The organism is Pseudomonas sp. 22082 (genome assembly GCF_052046055.1).
Classification (GTDB): Bacteria; Pseudomonadota; Gammaproteobacteria; order Pseudomonadales; family Pseudomonadaceae; genus Aquipseudomonas; species Aquipseudomonas pharyngis.
In genome coordinates this window covers 265,448-290,123 of sequence record NZ_JBQEQB010000002.1, presented here as the reverse complement: position 1 = coordinate 290,123, position 24,676 = coordinate 265,448, and the positions used below count along the sequence as shown (strand labels likewise).

At 62.0% G+C, this 24,676-nt stretch carries 20 protein-coding genes; 14 read left to right on the top strand and 6 right to left on the bottom strand.

The annotated features are described in order from the left end of the window. Positions 1 to 118 precede the first annotated feature (118 nt). The 4 genes from pdxR to ACTJK9_RS03825 all read left to right on the top strand — a co-directional run bounded on the left by pdxR (position 119) and on the right by ACTJK9_RS03825 (position 3,518). Positions 119 to 1,555 (top strand): MocR-like pyridoxine biosynthesis transcription factor PdxR, encoded by a 1,437-nt coding sequence (gene pdxR / locus ACTJK9_RS03840; RefSeq protein WP_440812240.1) that lies wholly within the window; start codon positions 119 to 121, stop codon positions 1,553 to 1,555. 120 nt (positions 1,556 to 1,675) lie between these two features. Continuing rightward, positions 1,676 to 1,969, top strand: a complete 294-nt coding sequence (locus ACTJK9_RS03835; protein ID WP_039773274.1) for a putative quinol monooxygenase — start codon at positions 1,676 to 1,678, stop codon at positions 1,967 to 1,969. A 174-nt stretch (positions 1,970 to 2,143) separates the two neighbouring features. Then, on the top strand, positions 2,144 to 2,563 hold the full coding sequence (locus tag ACTJK9_RS03830; RefSeq protein WP_440812237.1) for a cupin domain-containing protein: 420 nt from the start codon (positions 2,144 to 2,146) through the stop codon (positions 2,561 to 2,563). Positions 2,564 to 2,804: 241 nt separating this feature from the next. Beyond that, on the top strand, positions 2,805 to 3,518 hold the full coding sequence (locus ACTJK9_RS03825) for an ATPase (RefSeq protein WP_440812235.1): 714 nt from the start codon (positions 2,805 to 2,807) through the stop codon (positions 3,516 to 3,518). Between the two features lie 70 nt (positions 3,519 to 3,588). On the opposite strand, the gene ACTJK9_RS03820 is transcribed toward ACTJK9_RS03825, so the two are convergent. Continuing rightward, the gene (locus ACTJK9_RS03820; protein WP_064597204.1) at positions 3,589 to 8,475 is read right to left on the bottom strand and encodes an NAD-glutamate dehydrogenase; all 4,887 of its coding nucleotides are present in this window, start codon (positions 8,473 to 8,475) and stop codon (positions 3,589 to 3,591) included. A 516-nt stretch (positions 8,476 to 8,991) separates the two neighbouring features. Here ACTJK9_RS03820 and ACTJK9_RS03815 point away from each other — a divergent pair. The 10 genes from ACTJK9_RS03815 to ACTJK9_RS03770 all read left to right on the top strand — a co-directional run bounded on the left by ACTJK9_RS03815 (position 8,992) and on the right by ACTJK9_RS03770 (position 22,031). Continuing rightward, on the top strand, positions 8,992 to 9,345 hold the full coding sequence (locus tag ACTJK9_RS03815; RefSeq protein WP_440812232.1) for a hypothetical protein: 354 nt from the start codon (positions 8,992 to 8,994) through the stop codon (positions 9,343 to 9,345). A gap of 280 nt (positions 9,346 to 9,625) precedes the next feature. Beyond that, on the top strand, positions 9,626 to 10,585 hold the full coding sequence (locus tag ACTJK9_RS03810; RefSeq protein WP_011334589.1) for an AAA family ATPase: 960 nt from the start codon (positions 9,626 to 9,628) through the stop codon (positions 10,583 to 10,585). A gap of 5 nt (positions 10,586 to 10,590) precedes the next feature. After that, positions 10,591 to 11,535, top strand: a complete 945-nt coding sequence (locus ACTJK9_RS03805) for a DUF58 domain-containing protein (protein ID WP_007959332.1) — start codon at positions 10,591 to 10,593, stop codon at positions 11,533 to 11,535. Further along, positions 11,532 to 12,029: a DUF4381 domain-containing protein gene (locus tag ACTJK9_RS03800; protein WP_039766825.1), complete on the top strand. Its 498-nt coding sequence runs from the start codon at positions 11,532 to 11,534 to the stop codon at positions 12,027 to 12,029. Before ACTJK9_RS03805 ends, ACTJK9_RS03800 begins: the two co-directional genes overlap by 4 nt. Continuing rightward, complete coding sequence (locus tag ACTJK9_RS03795) at positions 12,022 to 13,101, top strand: vWA domain-containing protein (protein WP_085610528.1); 1,080 nt, start codon at positions 12,022 to 12,024, stop codon at positions 13,099 to 13,101. Before ACTJK9_RS03800 ends, ACTJK9_RS03795 begins: the two co-directional genes overlap by 8 nt. Continuing rightward, on the top strand, positions 13,098 to 14,834 hold the full coding sequence (locus ACTJK9_RS03790) for a tetratricopeptide repeat protein (protein ID WP_440812228.1): 1,737 nt from the start codon (positions 13,098 to 13,100) through the stop codon (positions 14,832 to 14,834). Before ACTJK9_RS03795 ends, ACTJK9_RS03790 begins: the two co-directional genes overlap by 4 nt. Beyond that, complete coding sequence (locus tag ACTJK9_RS03785) at positions 14,831 to 16,471, top strand: BatD family protein (RefSeq protein WP_221397515.1); 1,641 nt, start codon at positions 14,831 to 14,833, stop codon at positions 16,469 to 16,471. The genes ACTJK9_RS03790 and ACTJK9_RS03785 overlap by 4 nt, the downstream gene beginning before the upstream one ends. Before the next feature lie 96 nt (positions 16,472 to 16,567). Beyond that, complete coding sequence (locus ACTJK9_RS03780; protein ID WP_440812226.1) at positions 16,568 to 17,812, top strand: exonuclease SbcCD subunit D C-terminal domain-containing protein; 1,245 nt, start codon at positions 16,568 to 16,570, stop codon at positions 17,810 to 17,812. Beyond that, on the top strand, positions 17,809 to 21,450 hold the full coding sequence (locus ACTJK9_RS03775) for an AAA family ATPase (RefSeq protein ID WP_440812223.1): 3,642 nt from the start codon (positions 17,809 to 17,811) through the stop codon (positions 21,448 to 21,450). The genes ACTJK9_RS03780 and ACTJK9_RS03775 overlap by 4 nt, the downstream gene beginning before the upstream one ends. After that, positions 21,447 to 22,031, top strand: coding sequence for a glutathione S-transferase (locus tag ACTJK9_RS03770; protein WP_440812221.1), 585 nt, complete (start codon positions 21,447 to 21,449; stop codon positions 22,029 to 22,031). Before ACTJK9_RS03775 ends, ACTJK9_RS03770 begins: the two co-directional genes overlap by 4 nt. 5 nt (positions 22,032 to 22,036) lie before the next feature. Here ACTJK9_RS03770 and ACTJK9_RS03765 read toward each other — a convergent pair whose 3' ends face one another. The 5 genes from ACTJK9_RS03765 to ACTJK9_RS03745 form a co-directional block, all read right to left on the bottom strand. Next, positions 22,037 to 22,294, bottom strand: a complete 258-nt coding sequence (locus ACTJK9_RS03765; protein WP_039766855.1) for a hypothetical protein — start codon at positions 22,292 to 22,294, stop codon at positions 22,037 to 22,039. Continuing rightward, positions 22,291 to 22,503 (bottom strand): hypothetical protein, encoded by a 213-nt coding sequence (locus ACTJK9_RS03760; protein ID WP_064380404.1) that lies wholly within the window; start codon positions 22,501 to 22,503, stop codon positions 22,291 to 22,293. The genes ACTJK9_RS03765 and ACTJK9_RS03760 overlap by 4 nt, the downstream gene beginning before the upstream one ends. A 254-nt stretch (positions 22,504 to 22,757) precedes the next feature. Continuing rightward, the gene (locus ACTJK9_RS03755) at positions 22,758 to 22,937 is read right to left on the bottom strand and encodes a hypothetical protein (RefSeq protein ID WP_007941320.1); all 180 of its coding nucleotides are present in this window, start codon (positions 22,935 to 22,937) and stop codon (positions 22,758 to 22,760) included. A gap of 156 nt (positions 22,938 to 23,093) precedes the next feature. Continuing rightward, positions 23,094 to 24,269, bottom strand: a complete 1,176-nt coding sequence (locus tag ACTJK9_RS03750) for a lactonase family protein (protein WP_440812216.1) — start codon at positions 24,267 to 24,269, stop codon at positions 23,094 to 23,096. Further along, entirely contained in the window at positions 24,266 to 24,574 is a 309-nt protein-coding gene (locus tag ACTJK9_RS03745; protein WP_085610688.1) for a DUF5629 family protein, read from the bottom strand. The genes ACTJK9_RS03750 and ACTJK9_RS03745 overlap by 4 nt, the downstream gene beginning before the upstream one ends. Between the last annotated feature and the right edge of the window lie 102 nt (positions 24,575 to 24,676).

The following is a 24,676-nucleotide window of genomic DNA, read 5'->3' as shown; positions in this document are numbered from 1 at the left end:
CCCGCTCCCACAAGAGTAAGTGACCAATTCGATATTTTTGCTCTACGCAACTACTGCCCCGTAAACAAACGGGAGTAATCTGGCCGGCACACTCAATCGCCCGGAGCGCCCCGTCGGTATGGAACTGCATGTCGTGATCAATGGCCGCAAGGACCTGGCCGGTCAGTTGTACCAGCAACTGCGCGGCGCCATTGAATCCGGGCGTCTGGCCGCCGGCACCCAGTTGCCGCCCAGCCGTTTGCTCGCCGAGCAACTGGGGATCTCGCGCAAGACCATTTCCGACACCTACGCGCAATTGACCTATGAGAACTTCCTCACCGGGGTGATCGGCAAAGGCACTTACGTCAACGCACGCTCGACGCCGGTGCAGCGCAAGCAAAGTTATTCCGAACTGGCCAGTTCCGAGGTGATCGAGAGCTGGCGCAATCTGCCGGTGTTCCTGCGCCACCCGACGCTCGAGGGCTCGCTGCGCTACGACTTCATCGGCGGCGCCACCAGCAAGGGCCAGTTTCCCCAGGATGACTGGCGCCGCTGCGTCTCTCATGCGCTGCGGCAGATGGCCAATGCCAAAGGTTTCTACAGCGTGCCGGAGGGCCTGCCGGCGCTGCGCAATGCGATTGCCCGGCACATCGCGTTTTCCCGTGGCGTGAACTGCCAGGACGAGGACATCGTGGTGTGCAACGGCGCGCAACAGGCGCTGGATCTGATCACCCGAGTGCTGATCCGCCCCGGCAGTCTGGTGGCGATGGAAGATCCCGGCTACCCGCCGGCGCGGCTGCTGTTCGGCACTCACGGGGCGACGGTGGTCGGCGTGCCGGTGGATGCCGAGGGCATTCAGGTCGAGCGGATTCCCGAGGGCACGCGGCTGATCTACGTGACGCCGTCGCACCAGTTCCCGCTGGGCATGCCGATGAGTCAAGCGCGGCGCGAAGCCCTGCTCGAACGGGCCCATGAGCTGGGCGCGATCATCATCGAGGACGACTATGACAGCGAGTTCCGCTACGAGGGCCGCCCGACGGATTCGCTGCACAACCTCGACCAGCGCGGCATCGTCGCTTACGTCGGCACCTTCTCGAAAACCCTGCTGCCCGAGCTGCGCCTCGGCTACGCGATCCTGCCGCCGGCGATTCTCGAAGCGGTGATCCGCGCCAAGCAGCTCACCGATCTGCACGCCTCCACCCTGCCGCAATGGGCGCTAGCCAAGTTCATCGCCGAAGGGTGTCTGCTCAAGCACATCCGCCGCTGCCACACCATTTATGCCCAGCGCCGCGAGCGGATTCTGGCGCGCATGGCCACCGACCTGTCGCCGTGGCTGGAGGCCGTGCCGCCCAGCGCGGGGTTTCACATGGCGGTGTTCTGCAAGGTGCCGATCGACTTGCCGCTGGTGATCGAACTGGCGAAAAAGGTCGAAGTCGGGCTGTACGCCATCGATGGCTTCTATTACCAGCAGCCAGCCAGAAGCGGCATGTATTTCGGTTTCGGCGCCATCGAGACGCTGGACATCGACATCGCGCTCGACCGCCTGCGCGACATTCTGCAACAGGTCGTTGGTTAAATTGGCCTAAACAATTAACCGCCGATTGGTTATTGGTGATCCGGGGGGGCAGGCCTATCCTGCACAAGCGTTATCCCTCAATGAGCAGGATTCGTCCGGCCTGATTCAGGAGTGTGAGCAATGTCCAACGAAGTGATCAACACCGTACAGGTGCAGGCTGCCGCCGGCCGATCGGAGGAGCTGGGCAAGCAGTTGCAAAAGATCGTCGAAACCCTGCGCCAGACGCCGGGCTGCGATTCCTACATGGTCGACCGCTGCCCCGAGGACAGCCACCGCTGGACGGTCAGCGCCCGCTGGCAGTCGGAAGCGGCGATGCAGGCGCATTTCAATCGCCCGGAAGCTCAGGGGTTTATTGACTTGATCGACAGTCGTCTGGCCAATAGCGTGGATTTCAACAGTTTCCCGATCGTATAAAAACAACAGGATCCACATCGATGGCGACGGAGCCCCCTCCGTCGCCATCGTTCGTTTTGCCGGCCTTGTTTTCCCGCGATTGGTCACCCGAACTTCCCGAATATTGGCCGTTTGAATACCCCGGCACGCGGACTACTGTGATCACCGACTCCCCCACTTCATCAGGTGATCACCATGAAAATCCTGCACTTGCTTGCCGCCCCGCTCGCCGCTCTGGCCCTCACCATCAGCGCTTCGGCACTGGCCCACGGTACCGATTCCCCATCCGAGAAAATCTCGGTCCTGCAGGACCAGATGCTGAAAAACGTCCCCGGCAAAAAAGCTCTGATGATCGAAGTCGACTACAAACCCGGCCAGTCCTCCATCGCCCATAAACACGATGGCACCGCCATGGCTTACGTTCTCGAAGGCGAGATCGTTTCCCAGGTCAAAGGTGAGCAACCGATCACCTACAAGAAAGGCCAGTACTGGTACGAGCCGGCCGGTTCCGAGCATTTGATCTCGAAAAATGCCAGCAAGAGCAAGCCGGCCAGGTTGCTGGTGTTCATGGTGCTCTCGCCGGACGAGCAAGTGCTGATCCCATTGAAAAACTGATGGTTGTTTAACCAGCCATAAATGAAAGGCGCAAAACATTGATTGGCGCCTTTTTTATTTCACGCGGCAATTAATCAAAAATGCTTACAACCAATAAAACTATGACATGACAGTCATTCAGCAAATTGTCAGGTTGTTTTCAGTTGGGCGGGAGTAGTCTGAGGCGACTGTCGCCGGTTCTATTTAATCAACCCCGACATGCCTGACTTTCCGACTGAAGTTGCTTCACGGGAGACTCACCATGAAACTTGCATTTGCCAGTACTCTGGCGATATCGGTTTTAGCCTTGTCAGCCTGTTCTGTTCCAACCGCTCCGAAAGCGGTTTCCTCCCTCGATACGCTGTTCACCCAACCGGTGGGACGCAGCAGCGCCACCCAGGTCAAAAGCGGTCCCGGTGTCTCGCTGGGTGTCATCTACAGCCCAAGCACCCAGGCCAACCGTGACTATTTGCGCAACTACCAGGCCAACGCCGGCACCGGTTTCGGCCAGAGCCTGCTGGTGCAGCCGATCCATGACGCCTACGTCGCCACTTCAAAACCGGACATGGCGGTGGATTGGGTGAAAGCCTCGCTGCAACGTCAGTTCGGCTCGGTCACGGTGTACCCGGACATGCACAGCCTGCGTGCGGCCAACCCGGATGTGGTGGCGATCGTCGATACTCACAGCCAGTTGATGACTTCGCGCAGTTCGGACATCAAGGCGGATGTGAGTGCGGATTTTTATGATGGGAAGTTCAACTATATCGGCACGGCCAAGGGGTCTGAGGCAAAAGAATTGACGCCGGTCTGGGCGGACTTCAAGCGTTCAGAGGAGATTGTTGCGGATATTAATCAGCAACAGGAAGTTCAGGTTCGGGCGTTGCAAAAGTTTGACCAGTCGCTCAGTAATTTGCTGACCAGGCCGGCAGATAAAGTGTCGATGCTTGATAACAAACAAGGACATAACTTGCAGTAACGAGAAAACCATCAGGCAAAAAAAAGCCCCCGCATCTCACAATGCAGGGGCTTTTTCATTCAACGGCTACTCAAGCAAGCTCAAGCTCCGCCGTCGCCGCAGCAGGCACGACCGCCTGACCGCTCAGCGCCACGTCGTTCAGCTCACGGTTGGCCACCGCGTACATGGCGTAGTCGGTGCCGCTGGCGGCACGGATTTCCACCAGCATGGCGCGCCAGCGCTGGATCATCGCGTCGTGTTGCGCCATCCACAGCGCCAGACGCTCTTCCACGTCCAGGTTACCGCCGCCCGCTTGCAGAACAGCGATGGTGATCGCGCGTTGCTGCCAGTCGACGTCGTCGCGGAACGCTTCGCGGGCCAGGGCCTGCCAGTTGTTTTCAACCGGCAAGGCGCTGATCTGCGAAATGTACCAGGTGATGTCCAGCGCGCTGCCCACGGCGAAGTACGCCTTGGCCACTTCGGCTGGATCCTGACCGGTCACGTCGGCGGCTTCGATGATCGGCAGCAACGTGTAGAGGTGGGTAGTACCCGCCACCATACGCGCCAGCAGTTCCGGTACACCGGCGGCGACGTACGCCTGATAGCGCGCCTGCCAGTTTTCGCGGATTTCGCCGCTCAACAGTTCGTCCAGTTTCAGGCCCAGCTCTTTGAGGTGCGGACCGAAATGCGCGACGTCACGGGCAGCGTTCTGCTCGTTGCGACGGGCACGCAGGAACCAGCGCGTAGCGCGACGGCCCAGACGCATCAGCTCGTCCATCAGCTCCAGTTGCACGTCAGCGGAGACCTGATAGTCCAGGGCTTCGATCTGACGGAACCAGTGCGGGAGGTGGAAGATATCCCGAACAATCACATACGCACCGGCAACATTCGCCGGGGTCATGCCGGTCGACTCTTTGAGTCGCTGAACGAAGGTGATGCCCATGTGGTTGACCAGATCGTTGGCGATCTGGGTGCTGACGATCTCGCGCTTCAGGCGGTGACGACGCATGGCTTCAGAGAACTTGCTGACCAGAGTCGGCGGGAACGCCGTTTCCATGTCGCGGGTCAGGTAATCGTCGTCCGGCACCAGGGAGCCCAGCAGCTGCTCCTTGAGGTCGATCTTGCTGTACGAGATCAGCACCGACAGCTCAGGACGGGTCAGACCATGGCCTTCAGCAACGCGTTCGGCCAGTTGCTCTTCGGTCGGCAGGAACTCGATGGCGCGATCCAGCTTGCCACGGCCTTCCAGGTCGCTCATCAGACGCTTGTACTCGGCGATCCGCGCGTAAGCACGGCGGGCCGCCAGGGACAGGGCCTGAGTCTGCTTGTAGTTGTTGCCCAGCACCAGACCACCGACTTCGTCGGTCATGCTCGCCAGCAACTGGTTGCGTTGCTTGTCGGTCATGTCGCCGGCCTGAACCACTTCGTTCAGCAGGATCTTGATGTTCACTTCGTGGTCGGAGCAGTCCACGCCACCGGCGTTGTCGATGAAGTCGGTGTTGGAACCGCCACCATTGAGACCGAATTCCACACGACCCAGTTGGGTCATGCCGAGGTTACCGCCCTCGCCCACCACTTTGCAGCGCAGTTCGTTGCCGTTCACGCGCAGCGCATCGTTGGCCTTGTCGCCGACATCGGCGTGGCTTTCGGTGCTGGCTTTGACGTAAGTACCGATACCGCCGTTCCACAGCAGATCCACCGGTGCCTTGAGCAAGGCATTCAGCAGTTCGGTCGGGGTCAGCTTGTCGGCCTGGATGTCGAAGCGCTCTTTCATCTGTGGCGAGATGGCGATGCTCTTCGCGCTGCGCGAGAAGATGCCTCCGCCTTCGGACATGATGCTGGTGTCGTAGTCGGACCAGGCCGAACGCGGCAGGTCGAACATGCGCTGACGCTCGGCGAAGCTGGTGGCCGGATCCGGATTCGGATCGATGAAGATGTGCATGTGGTTGAACGCGGCAACCAGTTGCAGCTTGTCGGACATCAACAGGCCGTTACCGAACACGTCACCGGCCATGTCGCCCACGCCGACCACCGTGATGCTGTCTTCCTGGACATTGATGCCGCGCTCGCGGAAGTGGCGCTGTACGCCAACCCACGCGCCCTTGGCGGTGATGCCCATTTTCTTGTGGTCGTAACCGGCCGAACCACCGGACGCGAACGCGTCACCCAGCCAGAAGCCGTAGTCGATGGCGATGCCGTTGGCGATGTCGGAGAAGGTTGCAGTGCCCTTGTCCGCCGCGACCACCAGGTACGGGTCATCGTCGTCATGCCGCACGACGTTGGCCGGCGGTACCAGTTTGCCGTCCTTCAGGTTGTCGGTGATGTCCAACAGGCCCGAGATGAAGATGCGGTAGCAGGCGATGCCCTCGGCCGCAATCTCGTCACGGCTGCCGCCCAGTGGCAGGCGACGCGGCAGGAAGCCGCCCTTCGCACCCACCGGCACGATGACCGAGTTCTTCACTTGCTGGGCTTTTACCAGGCCGAGGACTTCGGTACGGAAGTCTTCTTCACGGTCGGACCAGCGCAGGCCACCGCGAGCGACGTTGCCGAAGCGCAGGTGCACGCCTTCGACGCGTGGCGAGTAAACGAAGATTTCGAACTTCGGCACCGGTTTCGGCAGCTCAGGGATCAAGTGCGGGTTGAACTTGAAGCTGAAGTACGACTTGTTCTGGCCGTTGGCGTCGGTCTGGTAGAAGTTGGTCCGCAGGGTCGCTTTGATCAGGTCCAGGTAACGACGCAGGATGCGGTCTTCGTTGAGGACTTGAACGTCGTCCAGCGCAGTCAGGATCGCCTGTTCCAGACGTTGTTGCTTGTCGTCCAGATCATCGCTGCCGAGCTTGCGGGCCAGGTAGAAACGGGTCTTGAACAACCGGGTCAGTTCGCGAGCGATGTCGGTGTGGTTGTTCAGGGTGCTGGCGATGTAGCCGAGGTCGAAGCCCAGGCGGATCTGCTTCAGGTAGCGGGCGTAGGCACGCAGCAGCGCAACGTCGCGCCATGGCAGGCCGGCGGTCAGCACCAGACGGTTGAACGCATCGTTCTCGGCATCGCCACGGACGATGTGGACGAACGCGTCCTGCAGGGTGTCGTTGAGTTGCTGGATGTCCAGGTCCAGGCCTTCGGCGGCGGTGAACGCGAAGTCGTGGATCCAGAACTCGCGGCCGTTGGTGTGACGCAGACGGTACGGGAATTCACCCAACACGCGCAGACCGAGGTTTTCCAGGATCGGCAGCACGTCGGACAAGGCCAGCGGGGTATCGGCGTGATACAGCTTGCAGTGCAGCTCGCGTGGGCCGGAGGCCAGCGGCTGGTAGAAGCTCATGGCCAGCGGCTTCTTCTCGCTCAGATTGAGCAAGTGCTGCATGTCGACCACGGCCGAATGCGCAGCGAAACGCTCGCGGTAGCCGGCCGGGAAGCCTTTCGGGAAGTCGGCCAGCACGTTGGTGCCGTTGGCTTCGCCGAAGGTTTCGACGGTCAGGGCGGCGTAGTCGTCCTGCCAGCTGCGGCAGGCCTGGATCACTTCGTTTTCCAGTTGCAGCGGGTCGATGTCGATGCGGTTTTTCGGGTCGACGCGCAGGATCAGTTGCACGCGGGCCAGCACGGACTCGGAGAAGAACGTCCAGAACTCGCAGTCGGAAGCTTTCAGGCGCTCCATCAGCACTTGCTGGATCTTCTGGCGAACTTCGGTGGAGTAGATGTCGCGCGGCACGTAGGCCAGGCAGTAGCAGAAACGGCCGTACGGGTCTTTGCGCAGGAACACGCGGATCTTGTTGCGTTCCTGGATCTGCACGATCGACATCACGGTGCTGAACAGCTCGTCGACCGGAGTCTGGAACAGGTCGTCACGCGGCAGCACTTCCAGAACCTGTGCCAGTTCCTTGCCCAGGTGAGCCTTGGACTGGAAGCCGGAACGGCGCTCGATTTCCTCGACCTTGCGGCGGATGAACGGAATGACACGCACGCTTTCGCCATACACCGAAGAGGTGTACAGGCCCATGAAGCGGTGTTCCTTGATCACTTTGCCGTCGGCATCGATTTCGCGAATCGACACGTAGTCCGGGTAGGCCGGACGGTGCACGCGGCTCGGATGCGCGGCCTTGGCGAACGACAGCAGGGTCGGTTCGCGCAGGTAGTTCACGGCATAGTCTTCGATGTGGCGGTCTTCGTTGGTCAGACCGGTGCGCAGCATCTTGGTCAAGCCGAGGAAGGAGTTCTGGTCGTATTCGATATGGCCACCATCGGCCTGATCGACAACGGTGAACTCTTCGTAACCAAGGAAGGTGAAGTGGTTGCCCACCAGCCATTCCAGGAAGCTCTTGATTTCGTTCTTTTCGTCGGCATCGACGGCGAATGCGCTGTTATCGAGCTTGGTGAGGATTTCCTGCACCTTGGCCTTCATCGGCTCGAAATCGGCGACCGCGACGCGGACTTCACCCAGGACCTGTTCCAGTTCCTTGGACAGCACATTCAATTCGGCCGCGTTGGCGCAGCGGTCGATTTCCAGGTACATCAGCGACTCGTGCAGCACGCCTTCGCCGGTGGTGCCTTTTGGCAGGATTTCCAGCAACTCGCCCTTGCTGCCACGACGCACGCTCAGCACGGTGGTCTGCAGGGTGTGGATGCTGTAGCCGCGACGGTTCAGCTCGGTACGCACCGAGTCCACCAGGAACGGCAAGTCATGGTGCAGCACTTCGACCGCGGTGTGCGTCGACTGCCAGCCGTGACGTTCGTAATCGGGGTTGTAGACGCGCACTTGCGGTTGCGCGTGATCGAAGCGCTCAAGCAGGCGCCACGCAGAAAGAGTACAGCCAGCGAGGTCGGAGAGGCGACGTTGGGTCAGCTCGTCCAGGGAAATGATGCCGAAGAATTGTTCAGCGAACAGCGCCACTTGTGGCAGTGCCTGTTCACTGATGTGCTGCGCCAGTGCCGCTTGCAGTTGGTGCTGGAAGTCGGCTTTGCTGGCTGCGGTGAAGAACGCCATCTGTGGTACTCCGCTTGGGCTTGTTATTGATGGAAAGCGTCGCGTGCAAAACCCCTTTCGGGGCGTTCCGTCGCCCTGTTCCTGATTCTCGGGCAGAGGAAACAGGGTGACAGGTGGGTGAAGCTGGACGAGACACTCAGGTCACATTCACCTTCCATGAATGGGCATCTGCAAAAACGACTGTCTGGCGCCGCTCGCGGGGCCCAGGCAATGCCTTTACGGGTGCTCATCCGTTGCGCAGCTTAATGGGTGCGACAATGTGTCTGCTTGCGGTGCTGCGACATATTCGGTCATTGGCACGTAAACCAAGGCCTGCGCATCGGTAAACACTAGCATTCATGGGGCGGAACGCCGGTCTGAATGCCCGTTTTTACGGTACAGGCGTGCCAGGAATGACCATTGACCTGTGTCGCGTTCACGACACATCCTCTGACACTCTCACATGCAGAAATTCCCGCGGACTGGCAGAATCGCGCCCAATTGCGACCAACACGCCCGCCGAGGCAGGAATTCCCCATGCAAATGACCACCGCCCTTTTGATTGTCAACCCGTGCGACGACGAAGAAGACAACATGGCCATGCTCTGCTGCCACAGCGACAAGGGCGACATGTTCCTGATGAGCCGTTACCCGGACGAGGACGAGCTGGAGATCACCCTGGATGGCGAGCCGTCCACGCTCGATGGCGTCAAGGTCACCCTGACCAGGACACTGCTGAAGATCGAAATAGCCGCGGCGGATGCCGATGCGCTGAACGGGGATGATGTGCTGGAAATCACCTACAACCCGGATATGGTGGATCTGGACGAGGTTGAGGAAACCCTGAAAAACATTCTTGATGGTACTGGCACCTATATCAGCCAGATTTGATGGTGTCTGCACTGGCCCTATCGCGAGCAGGCTCGCTCCCACAATTGACCGGGTTTTACTGACAGAACGCGGTCACTGTGGGAGCGAGCCTGCTCGCGATAGGGCCCGAAAGAACACCGCACCTCCCCCGCCCTACAAAATCCCAACAATTGCCCCGGTCATTTCCCGCACTTTGCGCAAAATGCCGTTAGTCGCCACCCCCTGCGATGGATTAAAGTAACGCCCCCAGCCCCGGCGTTATCCGAACGCCTGTGGCCACCCTTTCCAGGAACAGTCATCGATGGAACATCGTGAAGCGCTGCTGGCGCTGCGAACCTTTCTTTCAACGCAGATTCTCGGCCAGGAAAAACTCATCGAGCGCTTGCTCATCGCCCTGCTCGCCGACGGCCACATGCTGGTCGAGGGCGCTCCGGGTCTGGCCAAGACCAAAGCGATCAAAGAGCTCGCCGAGGGCATCGAAGCCCAGTTCCATCGCATCCAGTTCACTCCGGACCTGCTGCCGGCCGACATCACCGGCACCGAGATCTATCGCCCGGAAACCGGCAGTTTCGTGTTCCAGCAAGGGCCGATCTTCCACAACCTGGTGCTGGCGGACGAAATCAACCGTGCCCCGGCCAAGGTGCAATCGGCGCTGCTCGAAGCCATGGCCGAACGTCAGGTCAGTGTCGGGCGCAGTACATACGAGCTGTCGCCGCTGTTCCTGGTGATGGCCACGCAGAACCCGATCGAGCAGGAAGGCACCTACCCGCTGCCCGAAGCGCAGCTCGACCGCTTCCTGATGCACGTGAAAATGGGTTTCCCGGACGCGGCTGTCGAACGCCGGATCCTGCAACAGGCAAGGGGCGAAGCCCTCAACGGCGAGACCAAGCCTGAACGTCGGGTCAGCCAGCAGGCGATCTTCGCCGCGCGCAAGGAAATCCTTGGCTTGTACATGGCGGACGCCGTGGAGGAATACCTGGTGCAGCTGGTCATGGCGACCCGTAACCCGGCCAAGTTCGACCCGGAAATGGCCGAGTGGATCGCCTACGGCGCCAGCCCGCGCGGCTCGATCGCCCTCGACCGCTGCGCCCGCGCCCACGCCTGGCTGGCCGGTCGCGACTTCGTCAGCCCGGAAGACATCCAGGCCGTGCTGTTCGACGTGTTGCGTCACCGCATCATTCTGTCGTTCGAGGCCGAAGCCGCCGGCATCGACCAGGATCGGGTGGTGCAACGGATTCTCGACGTCGTAGCCGTCGCTTGACCTCGATGAACGCCTCCCTGCCGTCCGAACCGGGCATCCGCATCAGCCTCGCCGAGCTGATCGAGATGCGTCACCGCGTGCGCGAAGTGCAGCTGTTTTCCACGCCGAGCCAGCGCAGCCCGCTGATCGGCCTGCATCACTCGAAATTCCGTGGTCGCGGCGTCGACTTCGATCAGGTGCGGGTCTATCAGGCCGGCGACGACGTGCGCACCATCGACTGGCGCGTCACCGCGCGGACGCAGGAACCGCACACCAAGCTGTTCCATGAAGAACGCGAACGGCCGATTTTCATCATGGTCGAGCAAAGCACGCGGCTGTTTTTCGGCTCCGGGCTGATGTTCAAGTCGGTGCTCGCGGCGCAGGCCGCAGCGCTGATCGGTTGGGCGGCGCTGGGCCACAACGACCGGGTTGGCGGGCTGGTGTTCGGCGACAACGAGCATTACGAAATCAAACCACGGCGTAGCAAGCAGAGCCTGTTGCAGCTGCTCAACCGGCTGGTGAAGGTCAACCAGTCGCTGCACAGCGAGCGGGAGCCGGATCGCGATGCGTTTGGCGTGGCGTTGCGCCGGGCCCGTGAAGTGCTGCGACCGGGCAGTCTGGTGATCGTGATCTGCGACGAGCGCGCACTGTCCGACAGCGCCGAGCAGCAATTGAGCCTGCTGTCGCGCCATTGCGACCTGTTGATGCTGCCGCTGTCCGATCCGCTGGATCACGCCCTGCCCGCCGCCGGACTGCTGAGATTCGCCGAACGCGGCGCGCAGCTGGAACTCGACACCCTCAATTTCGACCTGCGCCAGACCTACCGCGCCCAGGCTGAAGCGCGGATCGCGCGCTGGGAACTGCTCGCGCAGAAGCTGCGCGTGCTGCTGATGCCGCTGAGCACCCAGAGCGAAATGGTCGAACAGATGCGCGAATTCCTTAACCCGCAACGCCCGGGGAAAGGTCGATGAACGGCCTCGAACAACTGCAACCGCTGATCTCCCCGCCACCGATTGCCTTCTGGCCGCCGGCACCGGGCTGGTGGCTGCTGCTTTTGCTGTTGCCGGTGATTGGTTTTGCAGTCTGGCGGCTGCGGCGTTTCATTCCGATCAAGAAAAAACCGGTCGTGCGCGCCGAACTGCCACTGGACCCGGTGCGCATCGCTGCACTCGCCGAACTGGCGCAGATGCCCAAACCCTACGACGGCGCTCCGGCCGGGGCCTGGCTGCAGCAACTCAACGGCCTGCTCAAGCGCCTGTGCCGCAACCACTATCCCTACAGCCAGAGTCATACCCTCAACGGTCGCAAATGGCTGGCGTTTCTCGACAACCGTTGCCCGGCCGCCGGCCTGACCCGCTGGATGGTGCTCGTCGAAGGCGCCTACAAACCCGAGTGCAAACTCGACGACAAAGCCATCGCCGGCCTGACCCAGGCAGTCGACACCTGGATCCGCAAACATGTTTGAGTTCGCCTGGCCGTGGATCTTTCTGCTGTTGCCGCTGCCGTGGCTGATGCGCCTCGTGCTGCCGGTGGCGGACAGCGGCGAGCCGGCGTTGAAAGTGAGTTTCCTGGGAGACCTCGAAGGCCTCGCCCGCCGTCGCGCCCGCGCCAACCTGCCGGCCTGGCGCCAACAGGCGCCGTTTCTGTTGTTGTGGCTGATGTTGCTGACCGCCGCCGCACGCCCGCAATGGCTCGGCGAACCGCTGCCGATTGCCGCCAGCGGCCGTGATCTGCTGGTGGCGGTGGACGTGTCCGGCTCGATGGATTTCCCGGACATGCAATGGAACGACGAAGACGTCAGTCGCCTGTCGCTGGTTCAGCATTTGCTCGGTGATTTTCTCGAAAGCCGCGATGGCGACCGCGTCGGTCTGATCCTGTTTGGCAGCCAGGCTTATCTGCAAGCACCCCTGACGTTTGACCGGCGCACCGTTCGGGTCTGGCTCGATGAAGCGCGGATCGGCATTGCCGGCAAGAACACCGCGATTGGTGACGCCATCGGTCTGGCCCTGAAGCGCCTGCGCATGCGTCCGGCCCAGAGCCGGGTGCTGATTCTGGTCACCGACGGCGCGAACAATGGCGGCGAAATCGACCCGCTGACCGCCGCCAAACTGGCCGCCAGCGAAGGCGTGAAAATCTACCCGATCGGCATCGGCGCCGATCCCGAAGAAAGCGGCGCCACGGCGTTGCTCGGCGGCAACCCGACCCTCGATCTCGACGAGCCGGCACTCAAGGCCATCGCCGAGGTCACCGGCGGGCGCTATTTCCGTGCCCGCGATGGCAGGGAGCTGCAAGCGATCAAGGACACCCTCGACCAGCTCGAACCGGTGACTCAGCAACCGACCCAGGCCCGCCCGGCGCAGGCGTTGTATCAGTGGCCATTGGCATTCGCGCTGCTGCTGAGCATTCTTCTGGTGGCCCGAGTGTTGTGGCCGGACAACCCGCTGCAACGGCTGTTCACCAAGGAGCTGTATCTGCAAAGCCCCCTGCCTGACTGGCGTGAACGCCTCAAGCGCCTGCGTTTGCGGAGGCGCCGATGATCGCCCTGTGGCCGCACTGGTTCCGCCCCTGGTGGCTATTGCTGCTGCCGGTGCTCGGCTGGCTGATCTGGCAGCTCTGGCACCGGCAGAAGCGCGCCGGTCGCTGGCAGATGATTCTGCCGCCGGCCTTCCACGCCACGCTGCTCAGTGGTGGCAGCGGTCGTGACAGCAAGTTGCCGTGGGTCGCCCTGAGCGTGGCCTGGCTGCTGACGATTCTGGCGTTGCTCGGGCCGAGCTGGGAACGGGTCGAACAGACCAGCCAGAAACCCGCCGACCCGTTGGTGGTGGTGCTGGAGCTGACCCCGGAAATGCTCGCCACCGACTCGCCACCAACGCGACTGGAACAGGCCCGGCGCAAGCTGTTCGACCTGTTGCAGGTGCGCAGCGATGCCCAGACCGCTATCGTCGTTTACGCCGGCAGCGCCCATACGCTGGTGCCGCTGTCGGATGACTTGGCGACCAGCCGCAATCTGCTCGACGCGCTCAAGCCTTCGCTGATGCCGGAAAGCGGCCATCGCGCCGATCTGGCGGTGAGCAAGGCGTTGGCGTTGCTCAAGCAGGGTGCGTTGGGTCAGGGGCGGATTCTGCTGATCGGCTCTTCGCTGTCGGAAGAAGAACGCCAAGGCATTCGCCAGGCACTCAGTGGCCAATCGGCGCAGTTGTTGATGCTCGGTGTCGGCACCGCCGAGGGCGCGCCGATTGCTCAGGAAGACGGCAGTTTCCTCAAGGATGCCCAGGGCGCAATCCGCGTGCCGCAACTCGACAGCCCAGGCCTCGGCGCATTTCTCAACGCGGTCGGCGGCGAGTACCGCAGCGCACGGCTGGATGAATCCGATCTGGGCGACCTCGGCCTGCTCGATGGCCCGCGCAGCCTGCGCGACGATGGCCAGACCGTGCGCCTCGACACCTGGGCCGATCAGGGTTACTGGCTGCTGTTGCCGCTGTTGTTGCTCGCCGCGTGCGCAGGGCGGCGTGGCTGGCTGTTCTGCCTGCCGTTGCTGCTCGCGTTGCCGCAACCGAGCTATGCCTTCGACTTCGAAGACCTGTGGCTGCGTCCCGATCAACAAGGCTTGCACCTGCTCAAACAGAAGCGCCCGGCCGAGGCGGCGAAGCATTTCGAAGATCCGCAATGGCAAGGGGTGGCGTTGTACGAGGCCGGCGACTACAGTGGCGCCGCTCAGCGTTTCGCCGAGGGCAACGACGCCCACGCCCACTACAATCGTGGCAATGCCCTGGCCAGAAGCGGCGAGCTGGAAGCTGCGCTGGACGCCTACGAACAGGCCCTGGAACGCCAGCCGGATCTGCGTCCAGCCCTGACCAACAAGGCGCTGGTGGAAAACCTGCTGAAACAGAAAAACGCCCCGCCGCCAGCCGAACCGCAAGACAAACCGGCGCAGCAAAACCTACCGGGCGATGAACCACCGCCAGCGACCGCTCCGCCGCCAGCGGTCAAAAGCGAAACCCAGAGCGAACCGCAAACCGGTGAGTCCGCCAGCGAACCGCCGGCGACCATCCCGCCGCTGCCGGGTGCCAACGAGCTGCCGGACAGCGAACCGGGCGAGGAACAGAACACCCCGCCGCTGCTGCGCCCCAATGAGGACACCCTCGAAGGCGAGCAACAACAGGCGCTGGAACAATGGCTGGGCAAGATCCCGGATGATCCGGGCGAACTGCTGCGACGCAAATTCTGGTACGAACAGCAACAACATCAGGATCAGGAAAACATTCGATGACCCGTTTCACCGCTCTCTTGCTGCCCCTGCTGATCTGCACGGCCGCCGCCCAGGCGGCCGAGCTGACGGCCAGTGTGGATCGCAGTCGCCTGAACTCCGGCGAGACGGTCGAACTCACCCTCGAATCCAACGATGTCACGCAGTTCGGCAAACCGGACCTGAGCCCACTGGAGCCGCTGTTCGAAGTGCGCGGCACGCGTCAGGTCAACCAGTTGAACACCCTCAACGATGACAACCGCGCCACCACTCGCTGGATCATCACCCTGTTGCCCAAGCAGAACGGCAGCGTTGAAATTCCGCCGCTGAAACTGGGCGACGTCGAGAGCCAGCCGATCACCGTGCAAGTGATCGAGAGCGACACCCGCGAAGAGAACAATGCCCGCGAACCGGTGTTCATCGAAGCCAGCCTCGACCAGACCAGCGTCTACGTGCAGGCCCAGGCCATCCTGACGTTGCGCATCTACCATTCGGTGTCGCTGTACGATGACAGCAGCCTGACGCCGTTGCAGATCGCCGACGCGCGCATCGAGCAACTGGGCGACATGCGCACCTACGAAAAAGACATCAACGGTGTGCGCCACGGCGTGATCGAGATGCGCTACGCGATCTATCCGCAGCACAGCGGCTTGCTGAGCATCGCCCCGCAGACCTTCAGCGCCACACTGGTCGATACCCAGCCCTCGCAGGACGCTACGGCGCAGGGGCCGAAACCGGGCAAACTGATGCACATCAGCTCCGCCGCGACTTCGCTGACGGTCAAACCGAAACCGATGACCTACCCCAGCGATGCGCCGTGGCTGCCGGCCCGCAGCCTGAGCCTGAGCGAAAGCTGGAACCCGGAGCCGGATCACACTCAGGTCGGCGACTCCCTGACCCGCAGCCTGACCCTCAAGGTCGAAGGCCTGGCCAGTTCGCAACTGCCCGCCCTGCCCGCCACCGAAGCCAACGGCCTGCGCCGCTACCCGGATCAACCGGTGCTGAACAACCAGAGCAGCGACCGCGGCCTGATCGGCAGCCGCGAAGAACGTGAAGCGCTGGTGCCGAGCCGCAGCGGCGCGATCGAGTTGCCAACGGTGGACGTGGTCTGGTGGAACACCTTCGAAGATCACCTGGAACACACCAGCCTGCCGGCGCGCACCCTGCAGGTGGCGAACAACCCGAGCCTGCAAGTCGACACCCCGGCCGGCAACGCGCAACCGCTCAGCGCCGCCGACAGCGAAGCCTTGTGGTGGTGGAAGCTCAGCACGTTCGTTTTCGCCTGCACCACCCTGCTCGGCTTCGGCCTCTGGTGGCGTGCCCGTTGGCAACCGGCGATCCTGCGCGCCGCGCAAACCGGCCCGAGCCCCCGCACCCTGCTCGACGACATCAAACGCGCCAGCCAGGCCAACGACCCCCACGCCACCCGCCAGGCCCTCGACGCCTGGGCGCGTCAGCAACCGGAAACCCTGGCGGACATGGCGGCGCGCTTTGTGCCGCTATCAGATGCGCTCGATGGCTTGAACGGCGCGTTGTACAGCGAGACCGGGCAGCATTGGCAGGGTGAGGATCTGTGGCGGGCGATCCGGACGATTCCGACGGCGGAGCGGGTACAGGATCCGGTGGGGGACAGTGGGTTGCCGCCGCTTTATCCGAAGTAGTTGCAGTCCGGTCGAGGTTTTTGCCAGTAAACTCTCCCCTCTTTCGCCGCCCTCTCATCCCGGCGGCCATCACCTCTTTATATTGCGGAGTCAGCCTTGCGTCTGTTTCACACCTCCGACTGGCACCTTGGGCAGAACCTGCACGGCCAGGAGCGCGATTTCGAGCACGCCTGTTTTCTCGAGTGGCTGCTGCGCCAATTGAAGCTGGCGCAGCCGGACGTGCTGCTGATCGCCGGCGACATCTTCGACACGGTCAATCCGCCGGTCAAAGCGCAGGAACGCCTTTACGATTTCATCGTCAGCGCCCATGAACAGCAGCCGTTGCTGACCATCGTGATGATCGCCGGCAACCACGATTCCGGTTCGCGGATCGAGCTGCCCGCGCCGTTGATGCGGCGTTTGCGCACCCATGCGCTGGGTCGGGTGTTGTGGCTGGATGACGGGCAACTGGATGCGGAACGTCTGTTGTTGCCGTTGCCGAATGCGTCCGGCGAAGTCGCCGCGTGGTGCCTGGCGCTGCCGTTCCTGCGGCCTGCCGAGGTCACCGGCGCGCATCTGGGCGACAACTATTTGCGCGGCATTGGCCAGGTGCATGAATGGCTGATCGAAGCGGCGAACGCCAAGCGCCAACCGGGCCAGGCGCTGGTCGCCATCAGCCATGCGCACATGGCTGGCGGCTCGGTGTCGGAAGACTCCGAACGCAGCCTGATCATCGGCAACGCCGAAGCGCTGCCTGCCAGCCTGTTCGGGCCGAGCATCAGCTATGTCGCCCTCGGCCATTTGCACAAGCCGCAGAAGGTCAATGGCGAAGAAAGAATTCGCTACAGCGGCTCGCCGATCCCGTTGTCGTTTTCGGAAATCAGTTATCAGCACCAGGTGCTCGACGTCGTTCTGGACGGCGAAACCCTGGTCAGCGTCGAGCCAATGCTGATCCCCCGCTCCGTCAATCTGCAACGCCTCGGCCCTGCACCATTGGCGGAGATCCTGCTGCAACTGGCGGACCTGCCGAACATCGACCTGCTGGCCGAAACCCAGCGCCAGCCATGGCTGGAAGTGCGGGTGCGCCTCGACGAGCCACAACCGGATCTGCGCCATCAGGTCGAAAGCGCCTTGCAAGGCAAGGCTGTGCGACTGGTACGGATCGCTGCCGAATACGCCGGCAACCGTGGCGCTGATGGCGCCGAAGACGGCAGCGCGCTGATCGAACTGGACCAACTCACGCCGCAGGAATTGTTCAGCCGCGCCTGGCTCGACAACTACGGCAGCGAAGTCGACGAGCAAACCCTCAAGGACTTCGCCGAACTGCTGCAAGACGTACAGATGGAGGGCGAGCAGCCATGAAGATTCTCGCCATTCGTTTGAAGAACCTCGCCTCACTGGCGGGCCCGTTCGAAATCGATTTCACCGCCGAACCGCTGGCCAGCGCCGGCCTGTTCGCCATCACCGGCCCGACCGGCGCCGGTAAAAGTACCCTGCTCGACGCCTTGTGCCTGGCGCTGTTCGGTGCCGTGCCGCGACTGAACAACACCGGGCGTGACGCCAAGGTGCCGGACGCCGACGGCGAAATCGCCACGGGTGACCCGCGCACCCTGCTGCGCCGTGGTACGGGCGAAGGGTTTGCCGAGGTTGACTTTGTCGGCGTCGATGGCCGTCGCTATCGCGCGCGCTGGGAAGCCAACCGCGCCCGGGAAAAGGCCGGCGGCAAGTTGCAGGCCAGCCGTCAGAGCCTGCGCGACATCGATCAGGATCAACTGCTCGCCAGCCAGAAAGGCGAGTACAAGACTCAGCTCGAGGCCGCGCTGGGCCTGAACTTCGAACAGTTCACCCGCGCCGTGCTGCTGGCCCAGAGCGAGTTCAGTGCGTTCCTCAAGGCCGACGACAACGACCGCAGCGAACTGCTGGAAAAACTCACCGACACCGCGCTCTACACCCGCCTCGGCCGTCGCGCGTTCGACAAGACCAAAGAGGCCCGCGAAGCCCACAAGCAGTTGCAGGATCAGGCCACCGGCGTAACTCCGCTGGCCCCCGAGGCCCGCGCGGAGCTGGACGAGCGCTTCAATGCCGCCCAGCAACAACTGAAGTTGCAGCAGGCGCAGCTCAAGCAGATCGAGCAACAGCACGACTGGCTCAAGGAGCTGTTGCGGCTGCAAGACTCGCAGCTAGCCGCCGCTGAACAACTACGCAGCGCCGAGCATGAACGCGAATCGCTGGCCGGTGAACGTCTGAAACTGACACGCCTGGAACAGCTCGCCCCGCAACGGCACCAGTTCGCCCGCAAAACCGAACTGGATGTACTGCTGACGCCACTGGCGGAACAGATCAGCGCGCACACCCGGCAACAAAGCGAACTGACCGAGCGCCAGACACGACTGGAACAGGATCTCGCCGCAGCGCAGATCGCCCTGACCCAGGCGCAAACGCAACTGAGCGAAAGCGCACCGCTGTTGCGCCAGGCTTTCGAGGAGCAAAGCACCCTCGCCCGCCTCGCCAAGGACGTTACGTCCGGCGCCGAAGCGAAGCAAGCCGCAGAGCAGGCCTGCGCCCAGGGCCAAAGCACGATCCAGTCCCTGCTCGATCAGCAAAAACAGGTCGCCGAACGCTTGCAGCGCATCGCCGTCGATCTTGAGCAAAGCGCTCACTTGGCACCGTTGAGCGAAGCGTGGAATGCCTATCGCGACCGTTTGCAGCAACTGATGCTGATCGGCAATCGGTTGAGCAAGGGCGAAAGCGAACTCGCTTCCCTCGAAGAAAACGCCGCCCGCGCCAGCGAAGCGCTCGCCACGCAAAAGCAGCAGCTGGAAGTGCTGTTCAAGGAGGCCGGCGCCGAACCGGACGCGGTCGCCGAGCAGATCGGCATCCTCGGCAATCTGTTGCAGGACAACCGCAAGCAATTGCGCGCCGTCGAGGACCTGACGCGCCTGTGGGCCAGTCAGCAGGAGCTGGACAAACGCAGTGCCGAGCTGCAACAGCGTCAGCTCGATGCGCAACAGGAACGCGAGCGCCTGACCCAGGACGGGGTGAAGACCAAATCCGAGCTGACCGTCGCCGAACAGACCCTCAACGTCACCCGTGAACTGCTCGAGCGTCAGCGCCTGGCCCGCAGTGCCAGTGTCGAAGAGCTGCGCGCGCAGTTGCAGGACGACCAGCCGTGCCCGGTCTGCGGCAGCAACGAGCATCCGTATCATCAGCCGGAAGCCCTGCTGCAAAGCCTCGGCCGTCACGATGAAAGCGAGCAGGCCAGCGCGCAGCAAGCAGTCGATCAACTGAAGGAAAAACTCACCGAGCTGCGCGCCAGTGTCGGTGGCGTGATTGCCCAACAGAAAGAGTTGCTGCAACAGCAGGAACAACTGGCTGCTCAGCAACAATCGCTGACGCCGAGCATCGAGGCGCATCCGCTGGCGGCGTCCTTGCTGAATCAGGACAGTGACAAACGCGCCGCGTGGCTGACTCGCCAGAATGAACAACTGAACCAGAGCATCACCCAGGACGAACAACGCCAGACAGCCCTGCTCACGCTGCAACAGGATGCGGCGCGACTGACCCAGCAATTGCGTCAGGCCGAGACGGCGCACCAGCAAGCGGCGCAGCACCTGAGCAATCAGCAACGCGAACTGAGCGCTGACCGCCAGCGTCTGGACGAAGAGCTGGCGGCCTTCGCCACACTGCTGCCCAGCGACACCCTCGACGCCCTGCGCGCCGACCCGGCTGCCACCTTCATGCAGCTTGACCGGCAGATTGCCGAACGTCTGGCGCAAGTCGATCAGCAGAAGGAAGAGCTGGCCGAACAGCAACAACGCCAGCAGACGCTCGAGAAAGAACAGGACCGCCAACAGGGCCGTGTGCAGCAGCTGCAAAACGCTGAACAGCAACTCAACACGCTGACCGAACAGCAACTCGCCAGCCAGGAAAAACTGGCGCAACTGCTCGGCGAGCACACCTGCGCCGAGCATTGGCAGCAGCAACTGGAACAGGCCGTGGAACAGGCGCGCAACGCCGAATCCACGACGACTCAGGCGCTACAGGAAGCGCGTACGCAGCTGGTGCAAATCGGCGCTGAACTCAAAGCACAGCAGGAGCGTCTGCAAGCGCTGGAAACCGAAGACCGCGAACTGGCCGGCAAGATTGCCGACTGGCGCGCCCGTCATCCGGAGCTGGATGACGGCGGCCTCGAAGACCTGCTGCGGATTGATGACGCGCAAGTTGATGAACTGCGCCAGCGCTTGCAGCGCAACGAAAAAGCCGTTGAACAGGCCACGGTGTTGGTGCAGGAACGCGATCAGCGTCTGCTCGAACATCAGGGCCAACACAACGGCAACCTGGACGCCGAACAACTCGCCAGCGCCCTCGCCGACCTGCAAAACCAGTGCACGGCCAGCGAACAGCAATGCGCCGAACTGCGCGCCGAGCAGGCCGAAGACCAGCGCCGCCAGAACGCCAATCAGGCGCTCGCGCAGCAGATCGCCGATGCCTATGCCGAATATCAGCGCTGGGCGCGGCTCAATGCGCTGATCGGCTCGGCCACTGGCGACACCTTCCGCAAGATCGCCCAGGCTTACAACCTCGACCTGCTGGTGCATCACGCCAACGTGCAGCTGCGGCAACTGGTCAAGCGCTACCGCCTCAAGCGCGGCGGCAGCATGCTCGGCCTGCTGGTGATGGACACCGAAATGGGCGACGAACTGCGCTCGGTGCATTCGCTGTCCGGTGGCGAAACGTTTCTGGTGTCGCTGGCCCTCGCCCTGGGCCTGGCCTCGATGGCGTCGAGTACGTTGAAGATCGAATCGCTGTTCATCGACGAAGGCTTCGGCAGTCTCGATCCGGAATCCCTGCAACTGGCCATGGACGCCCTCGACGGCTTGCAGGCGCAGGGCCGCAAGGTCGCGGTGATTTCCCACGTGCAGGAAATGCACGAACGGATTCCGGTGCAGATTCAGGTGCAGCGCCAGGGCAACGGTTTGAGCACGCTGGAGGTGAAATGAACACGCTGTATTCGTTCCGCCGCTGCCCGTACGCGATGCGGGCACGGATGGCCCTGCGTTATTCGGGCGTGCCGGTGGAGATCGTCGAAGTCAGCCTCAAGGCCAAACCGGCCCAGATGCTGGCGATCTCGCCCAAGGGCACGGTGCCGGTGCTGGACGCGGACGGTCAGGTGATCGACGAGAGCCTGGAGATCATGCACTGGGCGCTGGCGCAGAATGATCCGGATAACTGGTTGCTGGGTGGCGATTCAAGGATCGCCGAGTTGATCGAGGCCAACGATCAAGTGTTCAAGGTGCACTTGAATCGCTACAAGTACGCCGAGCGTTATCCGGAACAGCCGATGGAGGTTTATCGGGCGGAAGGTGCGTTGTTCTTGCAGCGGCTCGATGAGCTGCTCGAGGGTCGCGATTACTTGTTGACCGCGCATCCAAGCCTGGCCGACATCGCGCTGTTGCCGTTCGTTCGCCAGTTCGCCCATGTTGATCGTGACTGGTTTGCGCAGACGCCTTACGTGCGGTTGCAGGCCTGGTTGCAGCGGTTTCTGGAATCGGAGCTGTTCACCGGCATCATGAAAAAGTAGGCGCGTTACGCCAGCACTTCACACATGCCGATGGCCGAGCAATCCACTTCGAACGGGCCGAGAAAACCGCTGGCGGTTTTCGCTGGCGGATTGCCGGCCAGCAGCCCCAGCGCATTGGCCCGTTCGATGTTGTGCGCGATGTTGTGGTTGGCCTCTATGGCCCGGGCCAGCCCGCCGACCGAGCCTTGGCCGAATCCCAACAGGGAAGCGCCGTTGGTCATGAACGCCAGTCCGGCAATGACCCAGAGTCTGTAGCCTTTCATGCTCCGCCGACTCCCGCGAGTTCAGCTGAACCGACCGCTGCGTTTTGTGAGCGAAGTTCGAACTGGATGCCGGGATGTGCAACGTCGATCGGTGCTTCGAAGCTGTGCTGCGACTGCGACGCCAGACTGACAAACAGCACCATGACCAGGTACAGACCGATGGCCACGTAGGCGCCGCGTTTGGCGGAAGTGATGATTGAACTGGCCATGATGTGTGCTCCGTGGACAACGTTTCGAGGTCCACAGAATCGATCAAAAAAGCCGGGGTATCCACTCAGGGTTTTCCATAGTAACCATCAGCTTCGTTGATTATTTAGCCGATCTATCTCGTCGTTTGAAAATAGCTATCGTTGGTCGCGGCGCAGACAAAAACTGCCCAAGGCTGCGATCTTTTGATTTTGCTTTTCAGGAAACAAGATCAAAGGATCGCAGCCTTGGGCAGTTCCAGGGCGTAACGGAAATTTCAGTGTTGAGCTTTGTGATCCAGCGCGGCGTAGAAGTTGGCGCTTTGTTGCAGGTATTTCTGGGTATAGCTCTGGGTGTGGGATTTTTTGTCGCTGATTTCAACGTTGGCACTGGCTGGCAGAGCCACGGTGGCGGAGATGGCGGAAGCGGCAATTACGGAGAAGAGATTGAAGTTCATGGCGGTAACCCTCGTGTTCAGTTGGATTGCTTGCCCGGTTGGGCCGTGGAGCAAACTTAACGCTCGAGGGTTGATCGCTTGAAATGCTTTGCAACATTACCTGTTATCAGCAGGATTAATACAAAGCTTCAGGCCCCGTAGAACGGGGCCTGCGGCTTATTGACGCACGAGAAACTTGATGTCGCTCGGGGCGTCCATCGGCAGTTTTTGCACGGTTTTGCCCAACAGACCGGTCTTGTCGTCGCGCTCGACCACGACAATCTGGTTGCTCTTCTGATTGGCGATCAGCAGGAATTTGCCGCTTGGGTCGAGGCTGAACTCACGGGGGTGATCGCCTTCCACCGAACGTCGCTGCAACTCTTTGAGCTGACCGGACGCCGGATCGATAGCGAACACCAGCAGCTGATTGGCGGTGCCACGGTTGCTGACGTAGAGGAATTTGCCGTCGGCGGACGCGTGCAGCGCGGCGGCGGCCTTGTCCGAGGTCGGTTGACCGGCCGCCAGATCGACCAGTTGCGTCTGGGTCAGCACGCCGTCGTGGTAATCGAACACCGCAACCTGGGCGCTCATTTCCATGGTCAGCCAGGCGTGTTTGCCGTCGGCGCTGAACAACAGATGACGCGGGCCGCTGCCGGCGGGCAAAGGCACAGAAGCGGTCATCGCCGGCGTCAATGGCAAGTCCGGGTTGGCCTTGGGATCGAACAGGTAGACAAAGACCTTGTCCGCGCCCAGGTCATTGGAGAACACATAACGACCGTCCGGCGAGGAAACCGTCGAGTGCACGTGGTTCGAGGCCTGACGCTCGAGATTGATCCGGCTTGCCGGGTGCGCGCTCATCTGCACCACCGGTTTGAGCTTGCCGTCGCTGCCCACCGGCAATACCGCGAGGGTGCCGCCCGGATCTTCCATCACCGAATAGTTGCTGACGAACAGATGGCTGGCGTCGCCGCTGAGGCTGGAATGGGTCGGCTCGTTGCCCAGGCTCTGGACCTGATTGATCAAGCTCAGCGCGTGGGTTTTCGGATCGATGGCATAGCTGCTGACGCGACCGACCGGGTCTTTCTGCCCAGGGCCGTTTTCGTTGACCACGAACAGCCGACGCTGATCCTTCGACAGGGTCAGCCACGACGGGTTTTCGCTCTTGATCACTTGCAGCGGCTTGGCGTCGATCTGGCCGGTGGCGCTGTTGAAGTTCATCCGGTAAATGCCTTCGCTGGTGTCAGCGGTGTAGGAGCCCACCAAAAACTGGAAGCTCTCGGCCGAGGCACTGGAAAGGCCCATCGCGCCGACGCTGCCGGCCATCAGCAATGGCCAGAATTTACGCATGTTCATTCGGTTTCTTCCTCGTCGTCGGCGCTGCTCAGTACATCACCGAGGCACACCAAGCGGTGCTCGCCAACGGTTTTGGTGTCGCTGGAAAAACCGACGATCAGCCAACTCTGCAAATCTTGATCAAACGTCGCCGCTGCCACCTGCGCCGGGGTGAACTCCCAATGCTTGGCTGCCCGGCCATCGATGCATTCGATGTGCAGGTTGTCGTCTTCGTCGAGGGCGAATTCGAAAGCGTGCAGGCCGTCGATTTCGACCATACCGCAGTGTTCGAGGGCGTTGAGAAGGGTGTCGGTTACGGCAGTCATGGCAATCATGTCTTTCAGGGGGAAAGGGGCAATGATAGCTCAAAGCCCCGCTCTTGATCGTTCCCACGCTCTGCGTGGGAATGCCTTAAGGGACGCCCCGCG